The organism is Paenibacillus sp. FSL K6-2859 (genome assembly GCF_038008265.1).
Taxonomy (GTDB): Bacteria; Bacillota; Bacilli; order Paenibacillales; family Paenibacillaceae; genus Paenibacillus_AQ; species Paenibacillus_AQ nitricinens.
Genome location: NZ_JBBOYU010000001.1, coordinates 3,042,172 through 3,055,079 on the forward strand (window position 1 = coordinate 3,042,172; position 12,908 = coordinate 3,055,079).

Sequence of the window (12,908 nt, forward strand, 5' to 3'; positions counted from 1 at the left end):
CGGTAGAAATACGCTTAGTTTTGAACAATATTTGCGCTGATCAGTTGATTAAGATGTCCTTGGATTCAATCTACCAAAATATTCTATTAAATGCAATTTGGACAAATCATGACTAGCATAATGTAAAATTTAAAACTCTAAGCATTCATCGCCATCTTATTTAAGTTGTTATTAGGTGGATGATTTCAATTCTCTAGCGGAAAAGTACAAGAGGTGCATACAGGCTCCTAAATCCGATTTAGGGGATTTGACACAGGCATACGCTGCTTTTACAATTTCCTATGAGTTGATAGACTTATGAGAGAGAGGCATACGCTGTGGAAACTATAGTAAGTCAAGCTTGGCCAAAATGGAGTGGAACGCTACAGAAGCGGAGCGGGGGTTGGAACAACACTACTTATTTTGTGGAAAATAACGGGAAACGCGCGGTCCTTCGAATATATGATACACATAAGGACAGAAACAAGATTGAGTTCGAGCATGCTGTGCTGGAGCAGCTTGGAACACGAGCTTTGCCTTTCAACGTACCTCTTCCCATTCTAACGACTACCGGTGAAACTATGATTCAGTTAAGGGAGAGTGGCAAATTCGCCTGCTTGTTCCGATATATCGATGGTGATTCACCGGTGGAGGAAGAGGTTTCCTACCTAGAATCCTTTGGAGCGGTGACTGGAGTTTTATCAGAAGTTCTATCAGTTATTGATCCAGGCCTTACTCCGGTGTACCGGCCATATTATGAATTGTGGACGTCTTATCCGTTATGCAGTCCGGAGGTGATCCGGGAGCTGTGCCTGAATCCGCCGGAACCTTTTACAGATCTGGGGGATCAACTGGTGATGCTCTACAGAGCTTATGTTACTATTACAGGTTCGCTGAATGAACTGGAGGGATTGCCTCACCAACTGGTACATGGTGACTTGAATGCCTCTAATCTGCTGGTACGTTTTGAAGACCCCGGACAGGTATCCTCGCTGCTTGATTTTGAGTTCTGTACCTATGATTTGCGGGTCATGGAGCCAGCAGTTATTCTATCTGGGCTGCTTGGGCATGTGGAGGAGAAGAAGAAGATTCGTGATTTCTGCCGGGGCTTCAGCCGCAGTATCCGCCTCACCCCAGCCGAAATCAGCGCCATTCCAGTGCTGATGCTGCTGAGAAAAATCGATGTCTTTCTTCATTTTGTCACCCGTTATCTGGAGGGTACCGATGAAACCCGGGTACTGCATGAGCAGACAAAGCTGCTGTCCGCAGATTTAATCCAGCTGTCTGCAGGAACAGCAGAAATTCTAGTGATATTGCAAGAAGAGCAGGGAAGTGCAAGCAGGCTATAGCTCACTTCCGCTATTAGGTTGCACCGCCGCTCCTTTGCTGTTCAGGATTTCTTTATACACCTCAATCGCCAGCGCCCGTGACTGCTTAAGATCAACGATAGCATTGGGTCTAGGCAGGTGGATAGCTTTATCGGACAAATCCGCAAGCTCCGGCAGCCAGGTGCGTATATAATCTCCGCTTGGGTCATGAGTCTGAGACTGGGTTACCGGATTCATGACCCTGAAGTAAGGGGAGGCATCGAATCCGAGCGAGGAGCTCCACAGCCAGCCGCCACGGTTCAGTACATTATCATAATCGCTCAGCTTCAGCCGGAAGTAACGCTCCCCGTAAATAAATGGACAGCCCAGATTTTTGGTAAGAAACATTGCGGTAATCATCCGCAGCCGGTTCGGCATCCATCCGGTTGTGTTCAGTTGGATCATTGCAGCATCAATTATCGGAATGCCAGTTCTTCCCAAAGACCAGGCCTCAAAGTATTTCGTACCAAGAATGCTCAAATCATACACCTTTTCATAACGGAAGAAATCTGCATCCAGCCGGGCCTGATACAGATAGAAATCCCGCCAGGCCAGCTGTCGCAGCCATTCTTCCCTTCCGGTTTCTTCTTCCGCTATCCGAGTATACACAGTACGTACTGAAAGGGTACCCGTATTGAGGTGCCGGCTGATCCGGCTGGTGCCCTCCTGTGCATATCTGTCACGGCTCACAAGATAATCCTGTAAATGCAAGTTTATAAATTGCTCAAGCGTATCGTTTACATCCATCTTCTTTCCTGAGGGTGCTAACTCTTTAAGCTGAAGTGTAATCTCCTCTGGAATCTTGAAATCTTCAACAATCCTTTCGTCCAGCGTGGACGTTGACAACTGAGCCAAGGTCGAAGAATAGGGCGGACGAAACCGCTCTGTCATATAGCTGCGCCAGCGGCGGTAGAACGGTGTGAATACCTTGAAGGGTTCTAGCCGCCCGCACCAATCCATGAAATCTTCCAGATCGCAGAGCATGCTGTCGTGATAAATTTTGAAACGGATGCCGAGTGCAGATGACGTATCTTGCAGGCTCATATCTCTTTGTAAGGCATAGGGGGTGTAATCGGCGTGAACCATCAATTCCTGAATGGGGTAGGTTTCGTTCAGCCTCTTAACAATAATATCAGGCGCGCCATAAAGAATATGTAGCTGCTTGCCTTCAGTGGCGTACTCCTGCTGAAGTCTTGAGACCTGCGTCAGGAAGTTTACCCCGCTATGCTCAAGATAGCGTTGTTTGCGCAGCAGGAAGGGTTCCAGAATCAACACATGAAGGCTGCGAGAGCCAGAAGAACGTATGGCCTCAAAGGCTGGAAGATCACTAGTCCGAAGATCCTTGCGGTGAATGAAGAGAATCATTAAAAGTATTTCCTTTCTGTTATCTGAGAGAATAAACCGCTTGTCCATAATACGATAGATTTAAAGTTTTGGCGATGAACTGTCCCTACTGGAAGAATTGGAGTCAGGAGATTCGGATCATGGGCATTGCATTCACTCTGGAAAGTGTTATAACCATGATATACACCATAACTTAAGCACAAAAAGCCCGCGCCAAGACGCAGACTCTTTATGTTTATTCTTCCCCAATGGCTATGGGATTCCCCTTTACGAGATGAACCGCTAGGATGATCTTATTTGGCAGCTTCTTCATAGAGGAGGCAACGAAGACTCTTATCCGGGTAGCGTAACTCTGCAATATAGCTGCTACCGTCTTCGAGTAAAAGTTTGACGTCTACCATACCGCGACTATTATTTTTGTCGGTATCTATCAGGTATGCCATAGTGATTTTTTGGGTCTCTCCTTGTTTGTCTGTTACTATTTTTGTAGCCTCGTGAATCCAGGTCGCGTCCTTTTCAATGGCCTTGGCAGCTTCAGCACTGATCGGAGTTCTTTTCAGAGTGAAATTAGCGGCAGTCGTATCTACTACCGTCCGGGTAGGATAATCAACGATTACGGTATATTGCCAGAATTCCTTACCCTGTGCTCTTAAGGTGTCCGCTTTATAAGGAGCGAATGTAATCATCCATGATTTTCCATTAAACAATAATATTTCGTTTAAATTGGCGTATACTTCCAGCTTGGAGACGTCAGCACCAAATAGCTTCTTTACACTTGTAGTGGCAAGGGCGACGGCATCGGTCTGACTCAAATCTTTGGAGTCCAGCGGAGTTACAATGTTCCGTTTGGACATGGCATAGTCCATCCGGTAGTGCCAGTCAGTAGTTTCTAAGAGTTCCTCGTCAGTCAATGGTCGATTCGGATAAACGATCCTGTTTTTGTCCAAGTCCCAATAATGCTCTGCTTGTCCCGGCTTTAGCGGAAGTGGCTGCTTGGGACGGAGACCGTCATACAAATACTGGTCTTGCAATATCAGCCTCCGGTTCATTTCATCCTCGGTCATCGGCCTGCTCTCGGTGATCTCATTATCAGGCTTGTCCGCAAAATCATAAATTTGCTGCAATTCTTCTTGAGTCATCAACTGCTGCAGCTCTTTGTTCAGGTCGGATAACGTAGTTTTTACTTTTTCTGCTTCTACCTTTAATACAGGCGTCTTGCTGCTGCTCAAGATCTGCTTGCCCGTGTCCTGCACGACAGGAATGCTCTTGGCAACGCTGGTATTCACAAATCCTGGGACAATCATTGCGCTAACCACCAGTACGCTTCCAGAGAACAAGAGCACTGTGAGTGTAGTGGAAATCTTTCTGATGTTCATTAACTTAACCTCCATTAGGATTGGATGATGAATCTACCTAACCTTAATCCAAAGATGTTATAGAGTAGGAGGGCAGTTGTTATGAAGTTGTAAAAAGATACGCACGCAAGTCCCCATGCCAAGATCAGAGTCTAATGTTAACCTGGCCTGATGTGCTTCGGCAATTTGCCGGCATAAGGACAATCCCAGGCCTGCTCCGCCGTACTCGCGTGAACGCGCCTGGTCTCCCCGGTAGAACGGTTCAAATACACGGTTGGTTTGTTCTGCCGAGAGTCCGGCTCCTGTATCGCGGATTTCCAGCACAGCTTCTCCATTCAGCTCATAGGCCAGCATTTGGATCTCGCTACCCCGCTTGGAAGCATGAATCGCATTTTCAATTAGATTGACTAAACAAGAAGCCAGCAAATCTGCGTCTCCCCAAACAGTAGTGATCCTTTGGTGGACATGAAGTTGTATGTCTGCATCCTCTAATTTTGGGCGTTCCGTCTGTTGGACTGTTTGAAACAGTTCCGGAATGTCCACCTGCCGGAGTGCCAGCGGCTGATGCCGGAGGACAGACAAATCCAGCAGTTTGAAGGCCAAATTCTTGAGACGGAGGGTTTCGCTAAGAATATATCCGCCCGCCGTTTGCTGTTCTTCCTGGCCGATGTTGGCCGTGGTCAGAAATTCGGCGAACCCCTGCATACTGGTCAAAGGCGTGCGCAATTCATGGGCTAAATTATCCACCATCCGCTGTTTCTGTTCAGCCATCTCCGAGAGTTCGGTGACTCGCTGCTCCACAGCCTCTGCCATCCGGTTGAAGTTCAGGGCCAGTTCGCCAAATTCATCTCTACTGCGCAGCTGCACCCGTTTCGTATAGTCGCCTTCGGCGATCGTTTTGCTGGTCTCGGACAGGAGATTCAGCGGCTTACTTAGCTGCCGGATCAGCAGATACAACAGTAGCAGCAGAATTGGACCCGCAATCAAGTTAATCATTACAAAAAAGCGGTTCAGCTCCTGTTGTTTGGCGAAGAGCTCGCTGATATCACGCTGATAGACAAGCCGCATATGCTGGTAAGGAACAGGAAGCGGTGTGGAGAGCTGAATAGACCGGGCGCCTAAGGCTTCAGGCTCGCCGCTATTTCCCGAGCTTTGCTCCATGATGTTTTCATTTTGGGGAGGATAAATCATCAAGCCGTTCTCCCAGAGCTGCAAATAAATTCCCTGCTTACGGTAGTAATCACCATAGGATTGGGAGACGCTGGCCAGGAGAATGGGAGTCAATGGGTTACCCCGTGCCTGAATAGAACTAAGGTTCTCATAGATATTGTTGACGATCAACAATTGTTCACTGGAGGCTCTCTGCGTCTCACTATCTATGTTGAGCTGCCAGCTTTTCTTCATCACCATAATCACACTTACATCCAGGGTGATGACGAAGAGGGGGAGCACCGACAGTAGAATTTTATGCCAGAATCTCATGATTAACTCTGAACTTCCAGGCGATAGCCTAGTTTGAAAATGGTTTTGATCCGTTCTTCCCAGCCCAGTTTTTTGCGTAGCTGCCGGATGTGGACATCCACGGTGCGGGTGTCGCCTTCAAAATCATAGCCCCAGGCTAATTCCAGCAGCTTTTCCCTCGACAATGCAATGTTCCGGTTGCGGATTAATACCTCAAGCAGCTCGAATTCCCTAACGGTCAAATCAACGGGCGTCTGATCCACCAAAACCTGCCGTTCCAGATAACGCACCTCGACGTCATCGCAAATGAAGCTGGATGTGCCTTTTTCCCCCCTGCGCAGCACGACATTGATTCTTGCCAGCAGTTCAAGGATTTCAAAGGGTTTGATGATATAATCATCCGCGCCCAGCTCGAAGCCTTTGATGCGGTCAGCTAAAGAATTTTTGGCGGTGATCAATATCACTGGAATCTGAAAATGTGCAATCCGCTGCATAACTTCAAAACCATCCAGCTCCGGAAGCATAACGTCCAGCAGAATCAAATCCGTCTTCTCACGTTCCAGAATTTCGCAAACCTCCGGTCCACGGTAAGCTTTACTATACGTATGTCCAACCAGCTTCAGATTCATTGTAATTAAATCGCTGATCGCTCGTTCATCTTCTACTACCAATATATTTGCCATTCCGTATTTCTCCTCCTAATCCCTTGCTGACTAAGTGCTACTTCCCGTTATACACTATATACAACTAAAGGAAGAATTGTCTAGAAGGTTGGTAGTTTCATCCAGTAATAACATCTATTAGAATAGAATAGAATAGTATAGTATGTGGTCAAAAAAGAAAAAATGAATCCATACATTGCGAAACGTTACCCTAACAGAATTAACAAACTGTTGATTTCAAACCCATCTAAGAGATTCCAATGTAAGGTATATAGGCCAACTCCAGCACCGCCAGCACATTCGCAGTCGTGACGTGCAGGAGCTAGCTCTGTACGCTAATGGTTTACTTGGCACAGACAAGGTCAACGTCATAAAGCGATATCCCCAGTTTGCTGGATCATACGAACGTCTGGATTTAAGAGCGTTTGCTTCGGAGGCCGGAGGCAAACGGATTGAACGTAAAAAGCCGCCCAAATTTCCCGGGCAGCCTTTCATATTCTTACGCGTGCGTCTTTTGAGATCAAGCCGTTTGCGCCTCATGTTTGCGAGTAGTTACAGTGTCTTCTTTTTCCGTGGACCCGTTGTCCTGACGCTTAACTGCTTCCTCGTCTCGAACCCCATTCAATTCATGTTCGTTCTGATGAAATTCCTTGAGTATATTCTGGTAAATATGAGCCTCTTGAAGGTTCAGTCCGTCGCGATTTTCTTTCAAAACCCAGTTCTCGACCGTTTTCTTCAAGATTTCGCTCTTCCGTTCCAGCAGTTCCGTATAACTCAATTTAATTCATCCTTTCCGGTTCATGGTTTCAAACGCCGGATGGACTTTTTTTACTTGTCAGTTCGTGCGTTTAGCATCACATCCGACGTAACGTTTACCATTATACAGAAAATCCTGGTCGAACCCAACGCGGACCAACCGTCATCAGATAGGGTGAGCACTACTCAGAATGGAACGGGAGTCCTCAGCGGACCGATTCGCAGAAGTGCGGCCGGATGCTCCGGGATGCTGAAAGTTGCTTCTCTATCATATAATCGTTTAACCAGATATCAAGCACGCGCTTTTAACTCTAATCTTCCTCAAGAGCAACCGTAATCCCCATACGAAACCCAATCACTCTAATTTATTTCATACAGTTGTATATTCGTATATCCGGCCTTCTCCAGCGCTAATACAGACGGGTGCGGCGAGCTGATTTAAATGGAAATATGGTTTTCACTGGGCTTATTTATTTTATAGTTCACAGATTCTGGATCGCCTCTCAAACCTTCTTTATAGCCTTGTTTTGAATGATCCTGCCGATTTCCTATTGTGCATTCTAATGATAATGTGGCACACTATGTATAGATAAAACCAAACGAGGCAAAGAATGCCCCGTCTCCTTTCCTTTTGGAATAGAGGCGGGGTTTTTTATGATTAGAAATATATTTCGTTGCAGAGCGAGGGGATAGGTAATGGGTTTCGAGAGGGAGCATAAGGAATGGTTATGTAATCATCTCAAACAAAGGAAGGGAGAGCGGCTCGATGCACTTAAACGCGGTCATGGTTACGGAAACCGCTTGTTTGTCGAGCGGGTGTGGTGGCCTCTAGCCGGACATTTTCACGGATTACATCCAGAATATGAAGTTAAGGACTGGCGCGGCAGATCCTATTTTGTGGATATTTTGTGGGAGATCGGAGCCTCGCGTATTGCATTTGAGATCATGGACTATGGCTCACATGGAACGGATCGTAGCAAATACCGGATGGACTTGAACCGCGGGCTTTTTCTACAGTCTCAAGACTGCACGGTGCTCTATATCTCGCTGGATGAGCTAAAAGAAAATCCATCCTTCATTCTCTCCGCGCTGCGGAATATTCTCTTTTCTTATTTGTTAGCAGAAAAGTCTGCGAAGCCAACCGCTGAGAAAGCCTATTCCAGAATCGAGCGCGATCTTATGCGGGCAGCCATCCGGCACCATCGTTTCCTTCGCCCGGCTGATGCCGCGAGAGAGCTGGAACTGCACACGATGACGATCATTAAATACTGCCGTCAGCTGGTGGATAAGGGTAAATTTCGCCCGGTGGCAAGAGGTTCATCTCAGCGGATCATTTACTATGAATATATTGGTACGCTACAAAGTCCAGATTTGATTTAAAGATGAAAGCCGTCGTGAGAATGTGTATGAAAAATCGAATACAATGTGCCGACGGTAGGTAAATGAGTCAAATATATGCGAAAAACCGAACACAATGTGCCTCCGGTAACGTAAAGAAAGCAGATATATGCGAAAAACCGAATACAATGTGCCATCGGTAACGTAAAGAAAGCAGATGTATGCGAAAAATCGAATACAATACGCCTCCGACAAGTTGAAGAAGGCAGATGTATGCGAAAAATCGAATATAATGTGCCGCCGGCAAGTTGAAGGAGGCAGATGTATGCGAGAAATCGAATATAATGTGCCACCGGCAACGTAAAGAAGGCAGATGTATGCGAAAAAATAGATCACAATGTGCCGCCGGCAACGTAAAGAAAGCAGATGTATGCGAAAAACCGATCACAATGTGCCGCCGGCAACGTAAAGAAGGCAGATGTATGCGAAAAATCGATCACAATGTGCCACCGGCAACGTAAAGAAAGCAGATGTATGCGATAAACCGATCACAATGTGCCTCCGGCAAGTTGAAGGAGGCATGTGTATGCGAAAAACCGAATACAATGTGCCGCCGGTAACGTAAAGAAAGCTGATGTATGCGAAAAAAAGAATACAATGTGCCACCGGCAACCTAAAGAAGGCAGATGTATGCGAAAAATCGAATATAATGTGCCACCGGCAACGTAAAGAAAGCAGATGTATGCGAAAAATCGATCACAATGTGCCGCCGGCAACGTAAAGAAAGCAGATGTATGCGAAAAACCGATCACAATGTGCCGTCGGTACCATAAACGAGCCAAATATACGCGAAAAACCGAATACGATATTTTTCCAGTATGGTAAATGAGGCCTCTGATATCCAGGGAATCATAAGAACCCGCGCCGCGGGTTCTTTATTCTATTCTTCTCCTGTAACCACCGGATTCTCCTCATAAGAAATCCAATCGCTCCAACTCCCCGCATACAACTTCACATTCCTATACCCAGCTTTTCCAAACGCGAGCACATTCGGGCAGGCGCTTACGCCTGAACCGCAGTAGACGATAATCTCTTGCTCAGGATCGATGCCCTCATAATGCTCTTTCAGCACCTCCGTGGATTTCCAGCGCCCTTGCTCATCCAACACTTCTTTCCAGAACTTATTGATCGCCCCAGGAATATGCCCTGCCTTCGGATCAATTGGTTCTTCCAGCCCTTCATAACGACGGGACTCGCGGGAATCAATCAAAAGCGCGCCACCGTCGTTAACCACATTTTGCACATCTTCCATGCTAACAAGCATCTTCTTCTGAACATCAGCTTCATATTGACTCGGAATACGTACCGCTTGATGATCACTAACGGGGAACTTACCATTTTTCCAAGCAGAGTAGCCTTCATCCATTACAAACACACGCTCATGCCCCAAGTATTTAAGCATCCACCACAGACGGGAAGCGTAGGCACCACCTTGATCATCATAAGCTACAACAATACTATCTCTGTTAATGCCAACCTTGCTAAGAACGGTGATAAGCTTGGAGACCTCGGGCAGTGGATGGCGTCCACCGTGTTCGCTTACTGGAGCGGAGAGTTGTTCTTCTAGATGCAAATAGATTGCACCGGGAATATGATCTTCTGTATAGGCTTTACGCCCAGCTTCCGGATCCGTGAGTAGAAAACGGCAATCGACTATAACCAGTTCAGGTTCGTATAACCGAGCAAGCAGCCATCGGGGAGAAACGATTGGTTCCATAAAGATACCTTCTTTCTATTAATATGTATGGAGTCATTATAGCGGAAAATAAATGAGGACGCACCTTAAGCTTATCGCTTAACTACGTCCTTAAGTGATTAAATTAAACGATATCCTGAAGGCAAGCTACCAGTGCGCTGTATGGTGCGAACCTGCGCTGGAGTCAGCCGCTGATTGCTTGAAATGAGCGATTCGACATCTCCTCTACGGAGAAAGTCATCCAGTTCACGAATGCTGCGGTTACCACGCAGAATTACGAAATTGTCACGGAAGCGAGAACGATCGAACAGCACAAGCGTAGCGTTCGGATTCGTGGAGAAAAAGCGTAAGCTTTCTATTCCAGTAAGGATTGCATCAATATCTGCAATGCCTAGGTTGCCGCGATAGGTTTTGCGGAGTCCACGAAAGTTCTCCTCACTATATACTCTTAATCTGGGATAGATTACGGACGCTGCTTTTATGGTTACCATATTTTATCTCTCCTTGTTGGATTGACTTAGCAGGTAAATCTCCTGACTATTTGACCTCAGAAGATAACTTAGGAAAAAGGAGTAACCTGGGCAGTAGCTCCAGATTGCTCCTTTTTTGTTGAATGAAAATGTTAGATCAAGCGATATCCTGCAGGCAAAGTGCCGCTGCTGCGGATATTGCGAATCTGTTCGAGAGTTAATCTTTGATTCGTTGAAATAATGGATTCCACATCATTACCGGAAATGAAATCGTCCAAATCACGGATGCTGTGGTTTCCACGAAGTACACGGAAGTTCCCTCTAAACCGGGTTCTGGTGAACAATACCAATGTTGCATTGCTGCTAGTAGAGAAGAATCGAAGACTCTCAATACCATCTAGAATGTTGTCCGTATTACGAATGCCAAGGTTGCCGGTATAGATTCTACTGCTACCCCTAAAGTTTTCTTCATCGTAAACGGTCAAACGTGGGTAAGTCTGGGATACATGAACTTCTTTTTTCATTTGTCATTCCTCCTTTGTTATCTAATCTATGTTCATTTCAATTTTTGGTTTGGCAGATTGTCTAATAGAAAGCCCTTATTTTGCGTAATCCATAATTTCGGGCTTTACATCAATAATATATTAGTGTACTATTTAACTATAACACCGACACATTAAAATGAATTCATCAATAATAAAAAAGATGGCAGGGAGGATTACCATGAAGCAGGGAAGTAACGAACGCATGCAAGATTCAATCGTGCTGCAAATGAATGGGGTAAGCAAGATCATTAAAGGGAAATCCATTGTGGATAAGCTGACATTTGATATCCGTAAGGGAGAGATTGTTGGGCTATTAGGACCCAATGGTGCGGGGAAGACAACAACGATCCGGATGATGACGGGTCTTATACGGATGAGTGAAGGCGACGTGATCGTTCAAGGTCACAGTGTTAAGAATGATTTTAATAAAGCTATTGGACATATTGGAGCAATTATTGAGAATCCAGAGTTCTATCCGTATATGACAGGGCTTGATAATCTAAAGCAATACCAGAGAATGACAGATAATATTGAAGCTGGCAGAATTGATGAGGTTGTAGAATTGGTAGGACTTCAGGAAGCAATGAATAAGAAAGTGAAGGCCTATTCGCTGGGTATGCGTCAACGTCTTGGGATTGCTCAGGCATTACTGAACCGACCAAAATTATTGATTCTAGATGAACCTACGAATGGTCTTGATCCAGCAGGAATACGAGAAATGCGTGATTATATGCGTAGAATCGCAGATGTTGAAGGGATTTCCATTCTAATCTCCAGCCACCTGCTGACTGAAATCGAACAAATATGCCATCGTGCCATCGTGATTCAGAACGGCAAATTGGTGACCGTTACAGCGATTGGTGGGGAGCAGGAGACAGCTGCAGAAGTGAAGCTAACGATTCGCGTAGCCTCAGTTGAATCCGCAATAATCCTCTTGGGGAGGTTAGAATACGCAGAACTATTAACTATGGACAGTACTCGTTCTGAGGTGACAGTAAGTCTGCATGACAGTAGAGTGCCAGAGCTAGTGTCTGCTTTTAGTGATAAAGGGGTAGGTATTTTCCGGATTACAGAGAATAAACAAAGCTTAGAAGAAGATTTCTTGAAATGGACAGGAGGGAACCGCATTGCGTAGTTTTAATAATTTGGTGGTTAATGAATGGCTCAAGCTCTCGAAGAAACGCACGTTTTTTGTGCCTTACCTGATATTAATTCTGTTATCCCTGCTGTTAGGTTACATTGTTCATTCTGTCTCACCTGATCTGTTTGGATCAGCTTATGATTTTTCAGCAATGATGCTGCTTTCCCAAGGAATTGGGCAAGTGATTACCATTCTCGCAATCATCGGAACAGCGGGTATTGTCTCAAAAGAATATAGTCAGGGCACCATCAAATTCCTTCTAATCCGTGCGAGAAGTCGTACAGCAATACTTGCGTCCAAATATGCTGTAGTGTTGATTTACGCGTTCTCAGTGGCAGTTGTCGGCATGTTGGCGGTTTTTGCATCAGGAGCTTTATGGTTTGGCTTGAGTGGTGGTGAGGCTGGTATCCGTGAGATGTTAACCAGTTTAATGTATAACTCAGTTAGTACAGTTGTATATACAACACTAGCTTTTATGATCGGGATTTTGACAACATCTACGGGTGTTACAATTGGTGCTACAATGTTTATGCTGATGATAGACAAATTGGTTATTTTTCGTGAATTTTATAAATATGTATTATTCCCCAACCTAAATTTAGCTGCTTATGAAGGTGGAGGAGCACCTATGCCTGGAATGACGCTGACCTTTTCCATAGCAATGCTAGTTTTATACACAGCTGTCTTTCTACTCATAGGCTTCTCCGTCTTTAGACGAAGGGATGTTGCTTAAT

General features: G+C 45.5%; 13 protein-coding genes. 5 read left to right on the plus strand and 8 right to left on the minus strand.

Annotated features, from left to right (window positions below; genetic code table 11):
- Positions 1–317: 317 nt before the first annotated feature.
- Positions 318–1,328: a phosphotransferase enzyme family protein gene (locus tag MHB64_RS13400; protein ID WP_341134602.1), complete on the plus strand. Its 1,011-nt coding sequence runs from the start codon at positions 318–320 to the stop codon at positions 1,326–1,328.
- Here MHB64_RS13400 and MHB64_RS13405 read toward each other — a convergent pair.
- From MHB64_RS13405 to MHB64_RS13425, 5 genes are all read right to left on the minus strand, one after another.
- Positions 1,323–2,711 (minus strand): cryptochrome/photolyase family protein, encoded by a 1,389-nt coding sequence (locus MHB64_RS13405; protein WP_341134603.1) that lies wholly within the window; start codon positions 2,709–2,711, stop codon positions 1,323–1,325. The two genes, MHB64_RS13400 and MHB64_RS13405, sit on opposite strands and share 6 nt — an antisense overlap.
- Before the next feature lie 272 nt (positions 2,712–2,983).
- Positions 2,984–4,066, minus strand: coding sequence for a hypothetical protein (locus tag MHB64_RS13410; protein WP_341134604.1), 1,083 nt, complete (start codon positions 4,064–4,066; stop codon positions 2,984–2,986).
- A gap of 57 nt (positions 4,067–4,123) precedes the next feature.
- Entirely contained in the window at positions 4,124–5,527 is a 1,404-nt protein-coding gene (locus tag MHB64_RS13415; RefSeq protein ID WP_341134605.1) for a sensor histidine kinase, read from the minus strand.
- A gap of 2 nt (positions 5,528–5,529) precedes the next feature.
- Entirely contained in the window at positions 5,530–6,189 is a 660-nt protein-coding gene (locus MHB64_RS13420) for a response regulator transcription factor (RefSeq protein ID WP_341134606.1), read from the minus strand.
- Between the two features lie 499 nt (positions 6,190–6,688).
- Entirely contained in the window at positions 6,689–6,946 is a 258-nt protein-coding gene (locus tag MHB64_RS13425) for a hypothetical protein (RefSeq protein WP_094873768.1), read from the minus strand.
- Between the two features lie 674 nt (positions 6,947–7,620).
- On the opposite strand from MHB64_RS13425, the gene MHB64_RS13430 reads away from it, so the two are divergent.
- Together MHB64_RS13430 and MHB64_RS13435 are read left to right on the plus strand one after the other, a co-directional pair.
- On the plus strand, positions 7,621–8,304 hold the full coding sequence (locus tag MHB64_RS13430) for a hypothetical protein (protein ID WP_094873766.1): 684 nt from the start codon (positions 7,621–7,623) through the stop codon (positions 8,302–8,304).
- Positions 8,305–8,639: 335 nt separating this feature from the next.
- On the plus strand, positions 8,640–8,783 hold the full coding sequence (locus tag MHB64_RS13435; protein ID WP_341134607.1) for a hypothetical protein: 144 nt from the start codon (positions 8,640–8,642) through the stop codon (positions 8,781–8,783).
- Between the two features lie 419 nt (positions 8,784–9,202).
- On the opposite strand, the gene MHB64_RS13440 is transcribed toward MHB64_RS13435, so the two are convergent.
- The 3 genes from MHB64_RS13440 to MHB64_RS13450 all read right to left on the minus strand — a co-directional run bounded on the left by MHB64_RS13440 (position 9,203) and on the right by MHB64_RS13450 (position 11,012).
- Positions 9,203–10,039, minus strand: a complete 837-nt coding sequence (locus tag MHB64_RS13440; RefSeq protein WP_341134608.1) for a sulfurtransferase — start codon at positions 10,037–10,039, stop codon at positions 9,203–9,205.
- A 98-nt stretch (positions 10,040–10,137) separates the two neighbouring features.
- Positions 10,138–10,509, minus strand: coding sequence for a hypothetical protein (locus tag MHB64_RS13445; protein ID WP_094874333.1), 372 nt, complete (start codon positions 10,507–10,509; stop codon positions 10,138–10,140).
- A gap of 131 nt (positions 10,510–10,640) precedes the next feature.
- Positions 10,641–11,012 (minus strand): hypothetical protein, encoded by a 372-nt coding sequence (locus MHB64_RS13450; protein WP_094874334.1) that lies wholly within the window; start codon positions 11,010–11,012, stop codon positions 10,641–10,643.
- A gap of 199 nt (positions 11,013–11,211) precedes the next feature.
- On the opposite strand from MHB64_RS13450, the gene MHB64_RS13455 reads away from it, so the two are divergent.
- Positions 11,212–12,168 (plus strand): ABC transporter ATP-binding protein, encoded by a 957-nt coding sequence (locus MHB64_RS13455; protein WP_094874335.1) that lies wholly within the window; start codon positions 11,212–11,214, stop codon positions 12,166–12,168.
- Positions 12,161–12,907: an ABC transporter permease gene (locus tag MHB64_RS13460; protein ID WP_094874336.1), complete on the plus strand. Its 747-nt coding sequence runs from the start codon at positions 12,161–12,163 to the stop codon at positions 12,905–12,907. Before MHB64_RS13455 ends, MHB64_RS13460 begins: the two co-directional genes overlap by 8 nt.
- Position 12,908: the final 1 nt, after the last annotated feature.

What these genes read in the sequence shown, in the direction of transcription:
- MHB64_RS13405 (WP_341134603.1), bottom strand. Translation starts at nt 2,711, where the DNA reads ATGATTCTCTTCATTCACCGCAAGGATCTTCGGACTAGTGATCTTCCA.
- MHB64_RS13410 (WP_341134604.1), bottom strand. Translation starts at nt 4,066, where the DNA reads ATGAACATCAGAAAGATTTCCACTACACTCACAGTGCTCTTGTTCTCT.
- MHB64_RS13415 (WP_341134605.1), bottom strand. Translation starts at nt 5,527, where the DNA reads ATGAGATTCTGGCATAAAATTCTACTGTCGGTGCTCCCCCTCTTCGTC.
- MHB64_RS13420 (WP_341134606.1), bottom strand. Translation starts at nt 6,189, where the DNA reads ATGGCAAATATATTGGTAGTAGAAGATGAACGAGCGATCAGCGATTTA.
- MHB64_RS13430 (WP_094873766.1), top strand. Translation starts at nt 7,621, where the DNA reads ATGGGTTTCGAGAGGGAGCATAAGGAATGGTTATGTAATCATCTCAAA.
- MHB64_RS13435 (WP_341134607.1), top strand. Translation starts at nt 8,640, where the DNA reads ATGCGAAAAAATAGATCACAATGTGCCGCCGGCAACGTAAAGAAAGCA.
- MHB64_RS13440 (WP_341134608.1), bottom strand. Translation starts at nt 10,039, where the DNA reads ATGGAACCAATCGTTTCTCCCCGATGGCTGCTTGCTCGGTTATACGAA.
- MHB64_RS13445 (WP_094874333.1), bottom strand. Translation starts at nt 10,509, where the DNA reads ATGGTAACCATAAAAGCAGCGTCCGTAATCTATCCCAGATTAAGAGTA.
- MHB64_RS13450 (WP_094874334.1), bottom strand. Translation starts at nt 11,012, where the DNA reads ATGAAAAAAGAAGTTCATGTATCCCAGACTTACCCACGTTTGACCGTT.
- MHB64_RS13455 (WP_094874335.1), top strand. Translation starts at nt 11,212, where the DNA reads ATGAAGCAGGGAAGTAACGAACGCATGCAAGATTCAATCGTGCTGCAA.